Here is an 18,333-nt window from a genome sequence, read left to right on the forward strand (position 1 = left end):
GAGTATCAGCGTGTGGCGGTGGTGTGCTTGTCGATGGCGCCAGCGGCGTCGCCGTAGGGCGCGGGAATCGCGCTGCCCAGCAGCGCTTCCAGGGCGATGCGCTGTTCCGCGAGCGCTTCGCGCGCGGTTGCGGCATCCACGCGGCGCGCGAGCGCGGCGCTTTGCGCATCGACGTACTGGCCGATGGCGATGTCGTGCGCCGCGTAGGCATCGCGAGCGTGGGCCGCGGCGCGGTCGAGTTCGGGCAGCGCGGCTTCGTCGTCGGCGAGCTGGTGCGTGGCCATGGCGCTATCGGCGCGCAGATGGGCGATATCGGCGTAAGCGGCGTTGAGGCGGTTCTGGTATTCGTCGGCGAGACGCTGGCGCGTGGCCTGTTCGATGGCGATATTGCCGCGATTGCGGTTGAACACCGGCAGCGTGAGATTGATCGCGAAACCGCTGGTGTAGATCTCCGAGGTGTCGCGCTGGCGCGTGAAACCCACCGAAAGGCTCGGAAACTGGTTCAGGATAGCCGCGCGATATTTCTGCTCCTGCGCTTCGTAGCCCGCCTGCAGCGCGATCAGATCGGGGCGGCGCTGGGGCAGCGCGGCGACGGCGGCGTCGAGCGTGTTGGCATCGACGGGATCGACCTGTGCCGGGCCGCTCAGTGGCAGATCGGCGTCGGGCGCGATGCCCAGCAGCGCGTTCAGATCGTGGCGCGACTGCTCGCGTGCGCGCTGCATATCGACGTATTGCTTGCGCGCGTCCTGCGCGGCGGTGAGCGCGGCCGTGGCGGTGTCGGCCGTGACGTTGTGCTCGCTGGCGGCGTGCGCGATGCGCGTGGAGCGCTGCTGCGTCAGTTCGGCCTGCTGGGCGAGCAGCGGCAGCGCCTCGTCCTGGAAGCGCGTCTTGACGAACAGCTGGCGCGCCTGCGCGACCACCTGCCATTCCTGCCAGAGCAGGCCCAGGTCGGTCTTGCGCACGGTGGCGTCGGCGGAGCGTTTGTTGGCGCCGCGCGTGACGATCGCCATGAGGTCCATGCTCAGGCCATAGCTGAACGCGCGCGAGAGGCCGACGGCGCCCGGATAGTCGCTGGAAATGCCCACTTGCGGATCGGGCAGCAGTCCTGCGGAAAACGCCTGCGCCTGCGCGATGCCGAGGTCGTCGCGCGCCAGGCGCAGATCGGGATTGTTGACGACGGCCAGCATGGCGACATCGTCGATATCGAAACCGTTGGAGGGATCGAAGCGATGGGCGCGCAGCGCGGGCAGCGGCATCTTCGCGGGATCGATCTGCACGCGCGCGAGGGCGTCGCGCGTGAGCAGCGAATCGCCTGACGGCAAAGGCTGCGCGTGATAGACGGCACAGCCGCCGAGCAGCAGCGCGGCGGCAAGCGGCAGGATGCGAAATCGCGTGCGTAACTGACGTATTTGACGTAATGACGACGGGCAGGACAACGTACGTTCCTCGATGAATGCGGACGCTGCGCTGGAGTGTCGGCAGCATTGCGAAGCATTCTGCGGGGTAAACGCTTATGTCTGGCTTAAGGGGCGGATCGAGGGGCCGATGAAGGCGTGGCGTGCTTCGAGGCAGCGACTCCGTTCAGCCCATCGGCAGGTTGTGTCGCCTCGACGAGTTTCTTTATGACGCTCGTGACCGATACGGCGCGGCGCATCTCGTCCAGTTCCTGTCGCGAGAGCTGGAGGTTTCCCGAGGTGTGTTCGGCGGCGTAAAGCGCGCTGCCGAATGCCTCCGAGGCGTCGGCAATCGTGTTGGCGAACACCGCGTTCTCTTTTTGCCGAAGCGCTTTCTCTTCCACGAGGAATTCGGAGATCTGCTTCAACACGCCGGCGATATCCGGGGCTTGCCCGGCTTTCAGCGACTTCCTGAGCGCCTCGTTGATCAGCGTCTGATAGCCCTTGCCTTCGCTTGCCGCGCGCTCGCGGAAAGCCTGGAGGACATCGTCGTCCAGCATGATGGTGATGCGCGTTTTACCTTTCGGATCAAGAATCGGGCCGCGCTTTGCCTGAGAAAAATCGAAAGTATCGCTCATCGCTTCTCCTGGTATGCCTTTCGTTCCGATGCGTCCACGTGCCGCGCGGAGATCAACGCAATGTCGCCGTTCTCTTCGTACGCATAGCAGACGAAGAGAATCGCCCCAAAGCCATTGGTCGCGATGGAAACCCAGCGCGGTTCGTCGTGACGACGATCTGGAACGGTTATCGCGTCGTAGTCCATGAAGAACGTGTCGTCGATGTCTACGAAGTCAACGTCGTGATCCTTGATGTTCTGGAGACGCTTGTTGGCGTCCCACACGATGTTTGTCTGAGCCATTATATGCATACGATATGCATACCGCAAGGCGCCCGATTTCCTGGCGAAACGGTCTGCTGTTGTGGAGCTTTTTTGAGCGCCAGCCTGTTGCCCGCAAGCGTTTTTTTCTCGCGAGGCGCGGGTGGTTTGCCCGGCTGGCGTCGAAAAGAATAGGGCGCCTGCGCGGCGGCCCCTATATGCCGAACGGCCAAAAATGCAGAGGTTTGAACGGCCGTCAAACCGCTATTTGTAGGGCAACCGTAATAACCCCCAATTGCCGATTTTCGATAACACGTCGATTAATGACTCTCTAGCATGGTCTCCATCCCCGCATGGGCCGCCGGCGAACGCATCGCGCCGAGCCCGCGCGGACCTTTATCGAGGAGAAAACACCATGCACGCAGAGTCGAAAGGCCATTCGGCGCCCGCGCTTCAGCAGACGCTCGGCACCTGGCAACTGTGGGGCATTGCCGTCGGGCTCGTGATTTCCGGCGAATATTTCGGCTGGAGCTACGGCTGGGCGAGCGCCGGCACACTGGGCTTCGTCGTCACGGCGCTGTTCGTGGCGGCCATGTACACCACCTTCATTTTCAGTTTCACCGAACTCACCACCTCGATCCCGCACGCAGGCGGCCCGTTCGCGTATGCGCGCCGCGCTTTCGGCCCGGCAGGCGGTTATCTGGCCGGTGCGGCCACGCTGGTCGAGTTCGTGTTCGCGCCGCCGGCCATTGCGCTGGCGATCGGCGCTTATCTGCACGTGCAGTTCCCGGGGCTCGAACCGAAGCACGCCGCCATGGGCGCGTACCTCGTGTTCATGGCGCTCAATATCGTCGGCGTGCAGATCGCCGCGACCTTCGAACTCGTGGTCACGCTGTTCGCGATCTTCGAGTTGCTGGTCTTCATGGGCGTGGTGTCGCCGGGCTTTTCGTGGGATCACTTCACGAAAGGCGGCTGGTCCGGTGCCGATCATTTCTCGATGGGCGCGTTCCACGGCATGTTCGCCGCGATCCCGTTCGCCATCTGGTTCTTCCTCGCGATCGAAGGCGTGGCCATGGCCGCCGAAGAGGCGAAGAACCCGAAGCGCTCGATTCCCATCGCGTATGTGGCCGGCATTCTGACGCTGGTGGCGCTGGCCGTGGGCGTGATGGTGTTTGCGGGCGGTGCGGGCGACTGGACCAAGCTCGCCAACATCAACGACCCGCTGCCGCAAGCGATGAAATACATCGTCGGCGAACATAGCGGCTGGATGCATATGCTCGTGTGGCTCGGCCTGTTCGGTCTGGTCGCGTCGTTCCACGGCATCATTCTGGGCTACTCGCGCCAGATCTTCGCGCTGGCTCGCGAAGGCTATCTGCCGGCGTGGCTGGCCAAGGTGCATCCGCGCTTCAAGACGCCTTATCGCGCGATTATCGCGGGCGGCGTGGTGGGCATCGCGGCGATCTATAGCGACGAGCTGATCCAGTTCGGCGGCCAGACGCTCACCGCGAATATCGTCACGATGTCGGTGTTCGGCGCGATCGTCATGTACATCCTCAGCATGGCCGCGCTGTTCAAGCTGCGCCGCACGCAACCGGCGCTGTCGCGTCCGTTCCGCGCGCCGCTGTATCCGTTCTTCCCGGCTTTCGCGCTGCTCGCCGCGCTGGTTTGCCTCGGCACGATGGTGTACTTCAACGCGCTGGTCGCGGTGATTTTCGTGGGCTTTCTGGCCGTCGGCTATGCTTACTTCCTCGCCACCCGTGCGCAGCGCGAAGCGGCTTCGGATGTCGCGCAAAAGCTGGAATCGCTGGAATCGCCGGGCGCGCTGCTCGAGGAATAAGCGCACAATGACCCTCTGCACCATGCCAGAGCGCAGGAGTTGAATCGATGGCCTATACGGAGACGATCGGTCCGCGTACATACCGTTTCGCGGACCTCAAGACCCTGCTCGCAAAGGCGAGTCCGCTGCGCAGCGGCGACCAGCTCGCGGGCGTGGCGGCGGCCAGCGAGGAAGAACGCGTCGCCGCGAAGATGGCGCTGGCCAACGTGCCGCTCAGGACTTTCCTGAGCGAAGCGCTGATTCCCTACGAAAGCGATGAAGTCACGCGCCTGATCGTCGATACACACGACGCTCAGGCGTTCGCGGCGGTTTCGCACCTCACCGTGGGCGATTTCCGCAACTGGCTGCTCTCGCCGGAAGCGGACAGCGCGGCACTCGAACGTGTCGGCCCGGGTCTGACGCCCGAAATGGTGGCTGCAGTCTCCAAGATCATGCGCAACCAGGATCTGATCGCAGTGGCGCGCAAGCGCCCGGTGATCACGCGCTTTCGCAATACCGTGGGGCTGCCGGGACGCATGTCCGTGCGTCTGCAGCCGAACCATCCCACCGACGACGTGAAAGGCATTGCCGCTTCCATGCTCGACGGCCTGATGTACGGCTGCGGCGACGCGATGATCGGCATCAATCCCGCGACCGATAGCCTGGCCGCCATCGTCAAGCTGCTCGCGATGATCGATGGCTTTCGCGAGCGTTATCGCGTGCCCACGCAATCGTGCGTGCTCACGCACGTCACCAACACCATCGCCGCGATTGAAAAAGGCGCGCCTGTCGATCTGGTGTTCCAGTCGATCGCGGGCACCGAAAAAGCCAACGCGAGCTTTGGCATTTCACTCGCGCTGCTGGGTGAAGCGTATGACGCGGCGCTCTCGCTCAAGCGCGGCACGGTCGGCAATAACGTCATGTACTTCGAGACGGGGCAGGGCAGCGCGTTGTCCGCCAATGCGCATTTCGGCGTCGATCAACAGACCTGCGAAGTGCGCGCCTATGCGGTCGCGCGGCGCTTCAATCCGTTTCTCGTCAACACGGTGGTGGGCTTTATCGGCCCGGAATATCTCTACGACGGCAAGCAGATCATTCGCGCCGGTCTGGAGGATCACTTCTGCGGCAAGTTATTAGGCGTGCCGATGGGTTGCGACATCTGCTACACCAATCACGCCGAAGCCGATTCCGACGACATGGACACGCTGCTCACGCTGCTGGGCGCGGCGGGCATCAACTTCATCATGGGCATTCCCGGCGCCGACGACGTGATGCTCAATTACCAGAGCACCTCGTTTCACGACGCGCTCTACGTGCGCGATCTGTTGGGTCTGCGCCGCGCGCCCGAGTTCGAGGAATGGCTGGAAACGATGGAGATCGCCGACGCGAAAGGCGCGCTGCTGCCAACTTCGCCGCGCGTGCCGTTGCTGGCGGGTGCGCATGAGTGGATGGGCATCGCGCAAGGAGCGGGCGCATGAGCGATGCGGTCGAAAAGAACCCGTGGGCCGGGCTGAAGTCCTTCACGAATGCACGTATCGCGCTGGGGCGCGCGGGCAATGGCCTGCCGACCGCGCCCCTGCTGGCGTTCAATCTCTCACATGCGCAGGCGCGCGACGCCGTGCATCAGCCGCTCGATGTCGAGGCGTTGCGTGCGCAACTGGAGGCGTCGGGGTTTTCGACGCTGGCGGCGGCGAGTGCGGCGCCGGACCGGCAGCACTATCTGCGTCGGCCGGATCTGGGGCGCAAGCTTGCCGATGAAAGCCGCGAGGCGCTCGGCAAAGCGCGTGCACAGCCGGGGCCTGACATCGTGTTCGTGGTCGGCGACGGGCTTTCGGCTTTTGCCGCGGCAAAGCAGGCCGTGCCGTTTCTCGAAGCGGTGCGCAAGCGCTTGAACGATGGCGCCGAGGGTGCCAGTTCGCCCGCCTGGCGCATCGGGCCCGTGGTGGTGGCGAGCCAGGCGCGCGTGGCGCTCGGCGACGAAATCGGCGAATTGCTGGGCGCGAAGCTCGTCGCGATGTTGATCGGCGAGCGGCCGGGTCTGAGTTCGCCGGATAGTCTTGGCGTGTATCTCACGTGGGCGCCGAAGGTGGGCTGCCACGACGCGCTGCGCAATTGCATCTCGAACGTGCGCCCCGAAGGTTTGCCGTACGAGGCGGCGGCGCACAAGCTGCATTACCTGCTCACGCACGCCAGACGGCTTCAGCTCACCGGCGTCGGTCTGAAAGACGATAGCGACGCACTGTTGCCCGAAGCCCAGTCCGTCGAGCGGATCGAAACTGCTTGATCAGATCGGTTGGCGCTATCTACGCCATCGGCGCGCACTTTTTTGGGGCGAAATGCACGATGGATACGATATTTCGCGCCACGATGCGTCGTAGTCGAACAGCGGCAATGGTCGGCAACAGTGAGCAACAGTCAGCAACACTCGGGCAACCCGCGCCCGCCTGTGCCGTTGTGGCGCAATACTGCTCCACGACTGCACAGGCGATACGCACAAAGGCAATCGAAACCCACCGCCAATGCGGGTCTGGCTGAACTGGCGCGAGTTTTGCATCGAAAGCCGATCGTTTCGACAAAATTCATGCGCAAGGAGTCACCCATGAATCAAGCGGCCACGCGCATTGCTTCCACCTCAGTACCCGCAACACCCGCAGCACCCGCGGCGCTCACCGCCGAAGACACACGCCTGAACGCGCAGGGCACCGATGTGCCCGCCGGACGCGCCATCGTCAGCGTGGCCCACGACGCGGACGAGCAGGCGCGCAATCTGGTCGGCTGGCGGCAGACTTACGACCAGCTCGCGGCGGGCCGCTTCGTGGGTACGCTCACGGAAATCCCGCTCGACACCATGAAGATTTTCTGCGAGACCACGAGCCACACGCTGCGTCAGGCGTGCGAGGTGCGTGGCGACGCGTACTGGTTCGGCATTCCGGCCGCGCGCGACGAGCAGGCGCGCATCGATTCGCAGCCCTTCGGCGAGCACGCCATTGCCGTGCGTCCCGGCAACGTCGAATTCGAACTGCTGACACCCGCGCAATTCTCGATCTACGGCGTGGTGGTGCGCGGCGACGTGCTGCGCCGCTACGCCGAAACCGTGGAGCGTGTGCCGCTCGACGCCCGCCTGCCGCCTGCGCCCACCGTGCGCGCGGGAGCCGCGCGTCTCGCCCAGCTTTGCGGCATGCTCGCGCAGCGCCTGGGCGATCCTGAAGACGGCAACGCGGTGCTGAGCGATATCGAACGCGACGACGTGCAGGCGGAACTGCTCGCGGCGCTGTTCGACGCCTGCACGACACAGGAAGACGAGCACGCCGATGACCACCCCCAGACGCATGCCGATCAACCGTCGCGCCGCCGCTGGATCGTCGCGCAGGCGCGCGATTATGTGCTCGCGCATCGCTCGCGTCCGGTCGGTGTGCCGGAGCTTTGCGAGCAGTTGCACGTGAGCCGCCGCACCTTGCAGTACTGCTTCCAGGATGTGCTGGGCATGGCGCCCGCGACGTATCTGCGCGCGCTGCGCCTGAACGGCGCGCGGCGCGATCTATGCGGCCGCGCGGCAGGTTCCGTGCAGGATGTGGCGGCGGCGTGGGGCTTCTGGCATCTGAGCCAGTTCGCGACGGATTATCGGCGCATGTTCGGCATGCGTCCGTCCGAAGCGCTGCGCGCGTCGTAGCGTTTCCGTTTTATTCGGATGACTGATTATTGGCCGGCCTGGCGATGAACTTGCCAGGACTCGTCCCTGTGAGCCGGCGAAACATCGCGATAAACGCCGACGAAGTCGCGTAACCCAGATCGAGCGCGACCGATTCCACGCTGCGTCCCGCCTGCAGCAGCGGCAGCGCGCTCACCAGCCGCAAACGCGCGCGCCATTCCGTCAACGACATGCCCAGTTCACGCTGCGCGTGGCGCATCAGCGTGCGCTCGCTCATATGAAATGCAGCGGCGAGATCGGCGATCGGGCGGTTATCGGCGGGATTGTCGTGGAAGACCTTGAGCACGGCGTCGAGTTCGGGGTCGTCCGCGTGCGGCAGATAACTGCCCGTCGTCGCGCAGGTGCCGAGTTGATCGACCAGCGCGCGCAACAGACGCGCACGCGCGGGCGATTCCTGGCCATCGTGGCCTTCGGGCGGCAACGCGCGCAGATGTTCGAGCATCGCCCGCACCAGCGGCGACACCATCATCGCGCAGGTGGCATCGGGCAGCGCGGTGCAAAGTTCGCGGTTGATATAGACCGAACAGTGCACGGTTTCCGCGTGGTTGAAACCCACATGCTCCGTGCCGGGCGCGATCCATAAGGCCATATGCGGCGGCGCGAGAAAGTAGTCTTCACGCGTCGTGACTTCGGTGATGCCGCTGAACGAATAGACGAATTCGCCCCACGGATGGCACATCGACGGATAGCTCGCATGCGAAGGCATGTGCTCGGTGCGGAAATACACGGGCACCGGCAGCGTGTCGATGAAAGGCGGCTGGCGCAGATGCTGTACGTTGCGCCTGGGCGCGGCGTGCTGGCGGATTTTGGGCGTGGTGGGCATGGCGCGGCTTTATGACGATGGCGCCGCGAGGGCGCTTTTGTGCACGCTTTTGTGTACGCTCTCGCGCGCGAGTTCGACAAAGCGCAGCGCGCAGTTCGAGGCGTTGTGCGCGCGCCAGAGCAGCGTTTGTTCGAGCGGCGCTTCGCCCGCGAGCGGCACGTAGCGCACGCCGGGCATCTGCAACGCCGCCACCGATGCCGGCACGATCGCCACGCCGCGTTCTGCAGCGACCAGCGCCACCAGCGTGGCGACCTGCGTAGCGGTGGGGCCCGGGCGCGGCGTGATGCCCGCCTGCGCGCACAGACGATTGAGCGCGGCATTGAGCGCCCAGCCGTGCCCCGGCGGATAGGTGATGAACGCTTCGTGCGCGAGCGCCGCGAAATCGATCGATTCGCACGCCGCATAGGCGCTGCCCGAAGGCACGGCGGCAACCAGCGGCTCGCTCGCAACGACGTGCTGCGCAATTTCCGGCGGTGCGGGCTCTGCCGCCGCCCAGCCAAACGCAATATCGAGCACGCCCGCCGCAATCTGCCGATGATGATCGGCGCTGCCCACTTCGCGAAAACTCAGCGCCACCTCGGGCGCGCGTCTGCCGAAATCGCGCACGATTTCACTGAATACGCGCGACATCGGAATCGAACTCGTGTAGCCGATCGCCAGCCGTCCGGCCTCGCCGCTCGCGAGCCGTTGCGCGGACGTTTGCGCGCTCAGTGCCGCATCGAGCACCTGACGCGCGTGATCGAGAAACTGCGCGCCTTCGGGCGTGAGCGTGACGGCGCGCGTCGAGCGCTCGAACAGACGTATCCCCAGTTCCGTTTCGAGCGCGGAAATCTGGCGCGTGAGCGGCGGCTGCGCAATATGCAGACGCTCGGCGGCGCGGCCGAAGTGCAGTTCGTCGGCGACGGTCACGAAATAGCGCAGGCGGCGCAGGTCGAGCATGCGGAGCGTTCCGGTATCAATGGCGACAAATTCGGTATTGGCCCGCCGCGCGTGCGCCCGGCAGACTGGCAGGACGCTATCGTCACGGAAATCCTTCATGTCTGGCAAGCCTTTGCGCGCGGCGTTCTTCTTGTGCGGCTGCGCGGCCTTTTTCAATCTCTACGCCACGCAGGGCATTCTGCGCGAACTTGCGGCGGCGTTTGGCGTGAGCGCCGAGCGCGCGGGGCAGGGCGTCAGCGCCACTACGCTGGCCGTCGCCATTATCGCGCCATTCGTGGGGGCGCTGGCCGAGCCGTTCGCGCGCCGCACGGTGATCGCGGGCGCGGCGGTGGCGTCGGCGCTGCCGGCTTTGTGGGCCGCGCAGGCGGGTGGTTTCGCCTCGTTCCTGGCCGCGCGCTTCGCGGTGGGCTTGCTGATGCCGTTTATCTTCGCGATTTCGGTTTCGATGATCGGCGAGTGTTTTTCGCGCGAAGAGACGGCGGAGGTCAGTGCGCTGTTCGTGGCGGGCACGACGCTCGGCGGTTTCGCGGGGCGTTTCGTGACGAACGCGTGCGTGGCGGCGTTGGGCTGGCGGCACGCGCTCGACGTGGTGGCGATGCTGAGCCTCGTGGCCGGCGTGGGGCTCTTCGCCTGCCTGCCCGCCATGCCGCGCGTACGCGTTGAAGCGCGGGCGGCGGATCGGCGGCTGCCGTCGCGTCTGCAACTGCTGATGCAGCCGTATTTGCTCGCGGCGTTCGGATTTGGCGCCTGCGTGCTGGCTTCGCAAGTGGCGACTTTCACGTTCGCCGGGCTGCGCCTCGCGCAAGCGCCGTACAACTTCGGCACGGCGCAGATCGGCGCGATTTATGCGGTCTTTCTGCTGGCGATGGTGGTGACGCCGCTCGCGGGACGCATCGCGCGCAAGCGTTCGCCGCGCGATCTGGCGCTCTGGGCGATGTGGCTCGGGCTGGCGGGCGCATTGCTCACGCTCGCGCACGGACTCGTGCCGATCCTCGTCGGGCTCGCGCTGGGATCGACCGCCGTGTTCGTCGAACAGGCCGCCGCCAATGCGTTCATTTCGCAGAGCGCCGGGGCGGCGCGGGCCACGGCCATCGGCTTGTATCTCTCGTTCTATTACCTGGGCGGCAGCCTGGGTTCGGTGCTGCCCGTGCCGGCGTGGCGTGCGTGGGGCTGGAGCGGCTGCGTGGGCTTCGTGATCGTCGCGCAGGCGCTGGCGGGCTGGCTCGCGTGGCGGTTCTGGCGCGAGCGCGCCCAGGCGCTCAAGCGCGCCTCAGATACGGCGGGCGCTCACGCGTAGCGCGCGAGGAACATATCGGCGGCGGCTTCGGCGACACGCGCCTGAGCCGCTTCGTCCAGCGGCGGCTGGCCCATCGTCACCTGCGGCCAGAACGCAAAACCCTTCACCATCCCCTGCAATTCCTGCGCGGCGAATAGCGGATCGTCGGTGCGCAGGCGGCCGTCGGCGGCGGCTGCGCGAATCCACACCGTCATGTCCTCTTCGCGCTCGCCCATGCGCGCGACCATATCGCGGGCGCGCTCGGGCGAGTGAATTCCGGCGGCGATCGCCACGCGCGCGAGCGCCAGAAATGACTCATCGGCCATCAGGCGCAGCTTGCGCCGGAGTTGCGCAAGCAGTTGCGGGCGCAACGGTTCGGCGGCGCGGTAGGCAGGCGGCTCGCCGGTTTCGCTGGCGTCCCACAGACGCATCATGATGGCGGCGAACAGCGCTTCCTTGCTCGGGAAGTGGTTGTAGACCGTGCGCTTGGAGACGCTCGCGCGGGCGGCGATGCGGTCCATGCTGGTTGCGTCATAACCGGCCGCGAGAAATTCCTCGATGGCCGCTTCGAGAATGGCGGCGCGTTTGCGGTCGGTCAGGCGTTGTGGGGTAGCGGTCGAATCCATGACGCGATTTTACTGGTTTGCCTGGGCGCCGAAAGGCCCCGAAAGCCGCAATCCGGTGCCTCAAGCGGACATTTTTCGCGAAAACCCGTCAGATAACCATTACGCATACAAGGGTTTTCCAACGATTGCCGGGTACAAAACATTCATCCGTGAATGTATGCAAAAGCCTTTCGTTCGATCCGCGAAAGACGGCGCAAGCCACTGATCCAGATGGATTTTTCCCACGCCGATGCCGAGCACTCAAGCGCGCACGCCGCCTGCCCGCATCGCCCAATGCTGACAATTTTGTAAAAAACTAAATGAGAATTATTTTCATCCAGGCTATGATCGAGCCCGCTTTCGAATCGTAAGAAGACCAGCAGCTCAGAATTCAGACCACGGGGTAGATCAGATGCACTTCAAACAGAGACTGGTGCGGCGCGTGTTGCCGGCGTTGATCGCCGAAGCCTGCGCGCTGTACGCCAGCCATGCATTCGCCGCCGATGCCGCCACCAGCGCGGCTGCCAGCGCCGTCGTCGCGCAAACCGCCGCAGCGAACGACGACGCCACGAAGCCCCTGCGCGCCGACGCGCTGCGCCGCGAGCAGGCGCTCAAGGCCGTTTCGGTCACGGCCACGCGCGGCGGCACGGCGGACCCGAATCGCACGGCGGCCACGGTCTCGGTCATCACCAGCGACGATATCGACGAAAACAACGCCAGGGACGTCAAGGACGCGCTCAAGTACGAGCCGGGCGTGGAAGTGCGTCATTCGGCGTATCGTCCGTCGGGCATCACGGGGTCGTCGGGGCGCGCGGGCAACGAAGGCATCAATATCCGCGGTCTCGAAGGCAACCAGGTGCTGCTGCTCGAAGACGGCGTGCCGCTGCCGCAGTCGTACGCGTTCGGCTCGGGCTCGGCTGGGCGCGGCGATTATCTGAATACGGATCTTTATCAGCGCATCGAAGTGCTGCGCGGCCCGACCTCGGCGCTGTACGGCAGCGACGGTCTCACGGGCGCGGTCAATTTCGTGACCAAGGACCCGAGCGATCTGCTCTCGATCTACAACAAGCCGACTTACTTCTCGCTGAAGGCCGGCTACGATTCGACCGACCGAAGCTGGGGCTCGACGGCCACGGCAGCATTCGGCGGCGACGTGGTGCAGGGCATGATTGCGCTTTCCGGTCGTCACGGCCATGAAACCGACAACAAGGGCGACAGCAACACGCTGGGCTCGACGCGTTCGGAAGCGGACCCGCTCACGTACAACAATCGCAGCGCGCTCGGCAAGCTGGTTTTCAAACTGACGCCGCGCGACACGCTGAAAATAACTGCCGAAACACTGAATAACGCGAATTCAAGCGATGGACTGTCGCAACTCGGCGGTGCCTATACGTGGAGCGGCTACACGGCGAACCGCTATGTGACCGGCAACGACGTGAACAGCAACCGCGTTCAACTCGATTACGATCATAACGACGCCACCAATCCTTATTTCCAGCAGCTACATGCTTCGTTGTACTACCGGAATGCGTCGACGCGGCAAACGCTCGATATCGGCGGCGTGAATTCGAGTGGCGCGACCTCATCGCGTTCGCGCACCAACGACTACGGCGACAACATTCTGGGCGGCAGCGTCGTGGCCGATAGCGCATTCGCGACCGGCTTCCTGGAACACAAGCTGACTTACGGCTTCGATGCCAGCGTCTCGCACTACAGCACCTCAAGCTCGGCGGGAACGGAGTGGACAACGGCGTCGTCCGGCTACCCGGAAGCGTTCCCGAAAACCACGCAAACGAACTTCGGCGCCTTCGTGCAGGACCAGATCCGCTGGAACAAGCTGAGCATCGTGCCCGGCCTGCGCTTCGACTGGTACAACATGACGCCGCACCCGGACGCGACTTATGAGTCGATGTCCGCAGCGTCGACGCAGCCGACCACCACATCCACCGGCAACGCCATTTCGCCGCGCATTGCGGTGCTTTACGAAGTCTCGCCTGCGTTCGTGCCGTACGTGCAGTACGCGCATGGCTTCCGCGCGCCGTCGGCTTACCAGGTCAACAGCTTCTATAACCCCGCGGGCTCGTACGGTCTCTATTACCAGCAGGTCGGCAATCCGAATCTGAAGCCCGAAACCAGCAACTCTGTCGAAGTGGGTCTGCGCGGCAAGCTGGGCGTGGGCCACGGTCAGGTGAACTACAGCGCCGCGGCTTTCGCGGGCCGCTATAGCAACTTTATCGACACCAAGGTGATTGGCGGCAGCATGACGTCGGCGACCAATCCGTACACGGTGCAGTACGTGAATTACTCGAAGGCCTCGATTCAGGGCCTGGAAGGCAAGGCCGACTGGTACGTGAACGACAGCCTCGAAGTGAAGGGCGGCTTTGCCTGGATTCACGGCACGGAAACCAAGGACGGCGTGACGTCGGGCCTCGACACGGTGCCGCCGCTTGCGGTGGTGCTGGGCGTGAAATACGCGCCCACCGAGCGCTGGTTCGCGAGCGCCGACCTCACCTACAACTCGCGCAAGAGCAAGTCGACGATGTCTACCTCGTCGTACTACTCGACGCCGTCGTACACGATCCTCGACCTGCACGCGGGCTACAACATCACGCGCCACGTGAGCGTGACGGCCGGCATCGACAACGTATTCGACCGCAAATACTGGATCTGGAACGACGTGCGCGGACTCGCGGACAGCGACGGCGCGGCGAAGATCGACGCGTACACGGCGCCGGGCCGCAACTTCAACGTGGCGATGAAGATCGACTTCTGATGCGCGCCAATCGAACGCTCGACGATATTCAATTCATGCAACAGGCAGGACCGATATGACGCAAACCTCTCAACTAGCCGATGCGAATTCCGCTGCGCTGGCACTGCTGCGCGAGGCCTTTACCGAGCTTCGCACCGCGCGCAAGCTGCGCCATCGCGAAGCGGCGGCGGAACTGGGCGTGAGCGAAGGCGAAGCGCTGGCGGCTTTCGTCGGCGAACATGTGGTGCGGCTGGGCGCGCAAAACGCCGATCAATTCGCCGCGCTGTTCGAGCAGATGCCGCTGCTCGGCGAGGTCATGGTGCTCACGCGCAATGACGCCGTCGTGCACGAGAAAACCGGCACTTTCGGCACAATGAGCCGCACCGGGCCGGTCGGATTGACGGTGGGGCCGGCCATCGATCTGCGGATTTTCTACGCGAAATGGGCGTCGGCGTTTGCAGTGCGCGAAGTCCATGACGATGGCGTGCGCAAGAGCCTGCAGTTCTTCGACGCGCAGGGCGTGGCGATCACCAAGGTGTATCTGCGCGATGCCAGCGATCATGCAGCCTTCGACGCACTGGTCGCGCAGTATGCCGCACCTTCGCAGGAAGCGGGGCTGAGCGTTGAAGCCGCACAGCCGCGCGCGCCGCAACGCGACGATGCGCAGATCGACGTGGCCGGTTTCCGTGCGGCGTGGAGCGCAATGAACGATACGCACGAATTCTTCGATGTCCTGCGTAAATTCGGCGTGGCGCGTTTGCAGGCGCTGCGTCTTGCCGATAAAGCCTACGCAGAGCCGATCGCGCTCGATGCGATCGACGCCTTGCTCAACGACGCGGCTGGCACGCAACTGCCCATCATGGTGTTCGTCGGCAATCCCGGCATGATCCAGATTCACACGGGCCCGGTGCAGACGATCCGCACGATGGGACCGTGGCTCAATGTACTCGACGCGGATTTCAACCTGCATCTGCGCACGAATCTGGTTGCGCACGCATGGGTCGTGCGCAAGCCGACCAGCGACGGCATCGTCACGTCGGTCGAACTGTTCGATGCAGCGGGCGAAAACATCGCCATGCTGTTTGGCGCGCGTAAGCCTGGCCAGCCGGAACGCGAAGACTGGCGCGCGGTGGTGCAGCGGCTCGCGCGTATCGAGCGTCCCGAATCTGCAAATGAAGGAGTCAACGCATGAGCGACGATCGTTTCGATGTGACACGCCGACGCCTGCTGATGGGCACGGGCGGTCTGCTGCTCGCGGCCTCGGGCGCGGGTTTCGGGGGACTGGCGCGGGCAACCGAAAAGGAAACCCGTCAAGCCGCTAACAGCGCGAATGCCTCGCGCGTGGTCGTGATCGGCGGCGCGCTGGGCGAGATCGTTTATGCGCTCGGCCGCGCCAATACGCTTGTGGGCGCCGATACGACCTGCACCTGGCCGCAGCAAGCGCAGGCGCTGCCCAAGGTCGGTTATCAGCGCGCGCTATCGGCGGAAGGTCTGCTTTCGCTGCAGCCGACCTTGATTCTCGCCTCGGCCGAAGCGGGACCGCCAACGGTGCTGCAACGCGTCGCGGAGACGGGCGTGAAGGTCGTGAGTTTCGGCGAAGGTCACGATGTGGCATCGGTGCGCGAGAAAATCATCGGCGTGGCGCGTGCGCTCGATGCCGATAACGCGGGGCAAACCTTGCTCGCGCGTTTCGACCGTGCGTGGAGCGAGACTTCGGCACGCGTGGCCGAAGCACAGAAGAGCGCGAAAAACCCGCCGCCGCGCGTGCTGTTTCTGATGAGCCCCGCCGGCAATCAGTCGATGGTGGCGGGGCAGCACACCGCCGCCGACGCCATGCTCGCCTACGCCGGCGCGCGCAACGCGATGCAGGGTTTTTCCGGCTATCGCGCGCTCACGCCCGAGGCGCTCGTGGCCGCTCAGCCGGACATCGTGCTCACCACCGACGACGCGCTTCAAGCCGCTGGCAGCAAACAACGTCTGCTCGATGCAGCAGGTTTCGCGCTCACACCCGCGGGGCGCACGGCACGCGTGGTCTCGCTCGACGCGCTGTTCCTGCTCGGTTTCGGCCCGCGCCTGCCCGAGGCGGTGAGCGCGCTCAACCGCAGTCTCGCGCAAGCGTGACGGCATGGACGGACGCTGATCGCTTCATCATGACCAGGCAAACTCTTCGACTCGCGCGGCCCACGGCGGCCGCGTCTCCCGTTGCGCGCGGCCCGCGTTCGCGTGCGCCGCTGGTGTTCGCGGGCCTTGGCGCGCTGCTCGCAGCGACCGTGCTCGCGGCCGTGTGCATGGGCGCGTATCCCATCTCGCCGGCGGCGCTCTGGCAGGCATTCATGAGCGGCGATCTGCACGCGGGCGCGCAGGCCGACCGGTCCGCGCTCGTGCTGCTCGAACTGCGTCTGCCGCGCGTGGCGATGGCGCTGCTGGTGGGCGCCGGGTTCGGTGCTGCCGGTAGCGCATTGCAGGCGTTGCTGCGCAATCCGCTCGCCGACCCCGGTTTGATCGGCGTATCGAGCGGCGCGGCGCTGGGCGCATCGCTGCTGATCGTGTTTGGTGCGGCGCTGCTGCCGCATCTGGGCGCATTCTGGCCCGCTGTATTCGCAGGCGGCATCGCGCCGGGCTCGAGCCAGCTCACGGCGATCGCGGCCTTCGTGGGCGCGCTGGGCGTCACGCTGGGCGTGTACCGCATCGCTTCGTCGAACGGCCGTGTGGTCTTGCCGATTTTATTGCTCGCGGGCGTGGCGGCCAATGCGCTTGCAGGCGCGGTGATCGGCGCGCTCTCCTACGTGGCCAGCGATGCGCAACTGCGCTCGCTCACGTTCTGGAGCCTGGGCAGTCTCGCCGATGCAAAGTGGTCGACGTTGAGCGCGATCGCCCCGTTCGTGATCGTCGGTATCGTGACGATGGCAGCGCATACGCGCGCGCTCAACGCCATGCAGCTTGGCGAACTGGAGGCGCACTATCTGGGCGTGCCAGTCAAACGTGTCAAGCACTCCATACTATTGGCGAGCGCATTGACCGTGGGCGCGCTGGTGTCGAGCACGGGGCAGATCGGCTTTATCGGCCTGGTGGCCCCGCATTGCGTTCGCCTGCTGTGCGGTCCGGATCAGCGTGTGGTTTTGCCCGGCGCGATGCTGCTGGGCGCGCTCCTGACCGTGGCTGCCGATCTCGCCGCGCGCACGCTGGTTGCGCCCGCCGAAATCCCGTTGGGCGTGCTCACTGCGCTGCTCGGTGCGCCATTCTTTATCGTCCTGATTCTGCGTAGCCGGCGGCATTTCGGCGGATGAGCGCGTTAAAAAACCTGGCGAAATAAATCATGCTTTCGATTCAGAATCTGCGCATCGGTTACCGCGGAAGGCCGCTCTTCGACGACTTCTCGCTGAGCGTTGCGCCCGGAGAGTTTGTCGTCGTGCTCGGGCAGAACGGTGTCGGTAAAAGTACCTTGCTCAAGGCGCTCGCGGGCGACTTTACGCTGCAGGGTTTTCCAGACCGCGAGAGCGGCGGCACGCTCACACTCAATGGCGAAGACGTGGGCCGCATCGCGCCTCAGCGTCTCGCGCAATTGCGCGCCGTGCTGGCGCAGAGCGTGCCCAACAGCTTTGCGGTGTCCGTGAGCGAAGTCGTGCAACTGGGGCGCTACGCGCATATCGACGGCGCAGCGATGCCGTTTTCCGTCGATGTACTGGTGCACGACATGCTGGCGCTCGCGGGCGTGGCGCCGCTGGCGCATCGCGACATCACCACGCTCTCGGGCGGCGAATTCGCGCGCGTGCAGTTTGCGCGGGCGCTGGCCCAATTGTGGACGCTCGATAGCCACCGCCTGCCGCCGCGCTATCTGCTGATGGACGAACCCACGGCGGCGCTCGATCTGGTGCAGCAGCACCGGCTTTTCGCCACCGCGAGAAGGCTCACGCGCGCATGGAATATCGGCGCGCTGGCGATTGCGCACGACTGCAATCTCGCGGCGCGTCACGCGGATCGGCTCGTGCTGATCGGCAATGGCCGCGTGATCGCCGACGGGCCGCCGCGCGAAGTCATGCGTACCGATCTGCTGGAGCGCTGCTATGGCGCGCCGATGCAGATTGCGGGCGCCGATGAAACCAGCGTGGCAAGCATCTTTCCCGCATGAAACCGGCGTAATC

Annotated in this window: 16 protein-coding genes; 10 read left to right on the forward strand and 6 right to left on the reverse strand. The window is 65.0% G+C overall.

Annotation, left to right across the window (positions count from 1 at the left end; translation table 11 throughout):
- Nucleotides 1–5: 5 nt before the first annotated feature.
- From G3N59_RS34130 to G3N59_RS34140, 3 genes are all read right to left on the reverse strand, one after another.
- Nucleotides 6–1,436, reverse strand: a complete 1,431-nt coding sequence (locus G3N59_RS34130) for a TolC family protein (RefSeq protein WP_241024745.1) — start codon at nucleotides 1,434–1,436, stop codon at nucleotides 6–8.
- 86 nt (nucleotides 1,437–1,522) lie between these two features.
- Nucleotides 1,523–2,032: a BrnA antitoxin family protein gene (locus G3N59_RS34135; protein ID WP_205987244.1), complete on the reverse strand. Its 510-nt coding sequence runs from the start codon at nucleotides 2,030–2,032 to the stop codon at nucleotides 1,523–1,525.
- Nucleotides 2,029–2,313, reverse strand: a complete 285-nt coding sequence (locus tag G3N59_RS34140; protein ID WP_205987245.1) for a BrnT family toxin — start codon at nucleotides 2,311–2,313, stop codon at nucleotides 2,029–2,031. The genes G3N59_RS34135 and G3N59_RS34140 overlap by 4 nt, the downstream gene beginning before the upstream one ends.
- Before the next feature lie 373 nt (nucleotides 2,314–2,686).
- Between G3N59_RS34140 and eat the strand changes: the two genes are divergently transcribed.
- The 4 genes from eat to G3N59_RS34160 all read left to right on the forward strand — a co-directional run bounded on the left by eat (nucleotide 2,687) and on the right by G3N59_RS34160 (nucleotide 7,757).
- Entirely contained in the window at nucleotides 2,687–4,108 is a 1,422-nt protein-coding gene (gene eat, locus G3N59_RS34145; RefSeq protein ID WP_205987246.1) for an ethanolamine permease, read from the forward strand.
- Nucleotides 4,109–4,155: 47 nt separating this feature from the next.
- Nucleotides 4,156–5,565, forward strand: a complete 1,410-nt coding sequence (locus G3N59_RS34150; RefSeq protein ID WP_205987247.1) for an ethanolamine ammonia-lyase subunit EutB — start codon at nucleotides 4,156–4,158, stop codon at nucleotides 5,563–5,565.
- A complete protein-coding gene (eutC, locus tag G3N59_RS34155; protein ID WP_205987248.1) occupies nucleotides 5,562–6,371 on the forward strand; it encodes an ethanolamine ammonia-lyase subunit EutC in 810 nt (269 codons plus the stop codon). Before G3N59_RS34150 ends, eutC begins: the two co-directional genes overlap by 4 nt.
- A 315-nt stretch (nucleotides 6,372–6,686) precedes the next feature.
- A complete protein-coding gene (locus G3N59_RS34160; RefSeq protein WP_205987249.1) occupies nucleotides 6,687–7,757 on the forward strand; it encodes a helix-turn-helix domain-containing protein in 1,071 nt (356 codons plus the stop codon).
- A gap of 10 nt (nucleotides 7,758–7,767) precedes the next feature.
- Here G3N59_RS34160 and G3N59_RS34165 read toward each other — a convergent pair whose 3' ends face one another.
- The gene (locus G3N59_RS34165; protein ID WP_205987250.1) at nucleotides 7,768–8,619 is read right to left on the reverse strand and encodes a helix-turn-helix transcriptional regulator; all 852 of its coding nucleotides are present in this window, start codon (nucleotides 8,617–8,619) and stop codon (nucleotides 7,768–7,770) included.
- A gap of 9 nt (nucleotides 8,620–8,628) precedes the next feature.
- Nucleotides 8,629–9,558: a LysR substrate-binding domain-containing protein gene (locus tag G3N59_RS34170; protein WP_205987251.1), complete on the reverse strand. Its 930-nt coding sequence runs from the start codon at nucleotides 9,556–9,558 to the stop codon at nucleotides 8,629–8,631.
- A gap of 97 nt (nucleotides 9,559–9,655) precedes the next feature.
- Between G3N59_RS34170 and G3N59_RS34175 the strand changes: the two genes are divergently transcribed.
- Nucleotides 9,656–10,855, forward strand: coding sequence for an MFS transporter (locus tag G3N59_RS34175; RefSeq protein WP_205987252.1), 1,200 nt, complete (start codon nucleotides 9,656–9,658; stop codon nucleotides 10,853–10,855).
- On the opposite strand, the gene G3N59_RS34180 is transcribed toward G3N59_RS34175, so the two are convergent.
- Nucleotides 10,846–11,460 carry a TetR/AcrR family transcriptional regulator gene (locus tag G3N59_RS34180; protein WP_205987253.1) on the reverse strand — a complete coding sequence of 205 codons (615 nt, stop codon included), beginning with the start codon at nucleotides 11,458–11,460 and terminating at the stop codon, nucleotides 10,846–10,848. The genes G3N59_RS34175 and G3N59_RS34180 overlap by 10 nt on opposite strands.
- Before the next feature lie 391 nt (nucleotides 11,461–11,851).
- On the opposite strand from G3N59_RS34180, the gene G3N59_RS34185 reads away from it, so the two are divergent.
- From G3N59_RS34185 to G3N59_RS34205, 5 genes are read left to right on the forward strand one after another with little or no spacing between them, the layout of a single operon-like run.
- Nucleotides 11,852–14,212, forward strand: coding sequence for a TonB-dependent hemoglobin/transferrin/lactoferrin family receptor (locus G3N59_RS34185; RefSeq protein ID WP_205987254.1), 2,361 nt, complete (start codon nucleotides 11,852–11,854; stop codon nucleotides 14,210–14,212).
- A 55-nt stretch (nucleotides 14,213–14,267) separates the two neighbouring features.
- Nucleotides 14,268–15,383: a ChuX/HutX family heme-like substrate-binding protein gene (locus G3N59_RS34190; protein WP_205987255.1), complete on the forward strand. Its 1,116-nt coding sequence runs from the start codon at nucleotides 14,268–14,270 to the stop codon at nucleotides 15,381–15,383.
- A complete protein-coding gene (locus G3N59_RS34195) occupies nucleotides 15,380–16,312 on the forward strand; it encodes an ABC transporter substrate-binding protein (RefSeq protein WP_205987256.1) in 933 nt (310 codons plus the stop codon). The genes G3N59_RS34190 and G3N59_RS34195 overlap by 4 nt, the downstream gene beginning before the upstream one ends.
- A 29-nt stretch (nucleotides 16,313–16,341) precedes the next feature.
- Nucleotides 16,342–17,478 (forward strand): iron ABC transporter permease, encoded by a 1,137-nt coding sequence (locus G3N59_RS34200; protein WP_205987257.1) that lies wholly within the window; start codon nucleotides 16,342–16,344, stop codon nucleotides 17,476–17,478.
- A 29-nt stretch (nucleotides 17,479–17,507) separates the two neighbouring features.
- Nucleotides 17,508–18,320 carry an ATP-binding cassette domain-containing protein gene (locus G3N59_RS34205; RefSeq protein ID WP_205987258.1) on the forward strand — a complete coding sequence of 271 codons (813 nt, stop codon included), beginning with the start codon at nucleotides 17,508–17,510 and terminating at the stop codon, nucleotides 18,318–18,320.
- Nucleotides 18,321–18,333: the final 13 nt, after the last annotated feature.

The sequence above is a fragment of the Paraburkholderia sp. Ac-20340 genome, from assembly GCF_017104965.1.
Classification (GTDB): Bacteria; Pseudomonadota; Gammaproteobacteria; order Burkholderiales; family Burkholderiaceae; genus Paraburkholderia.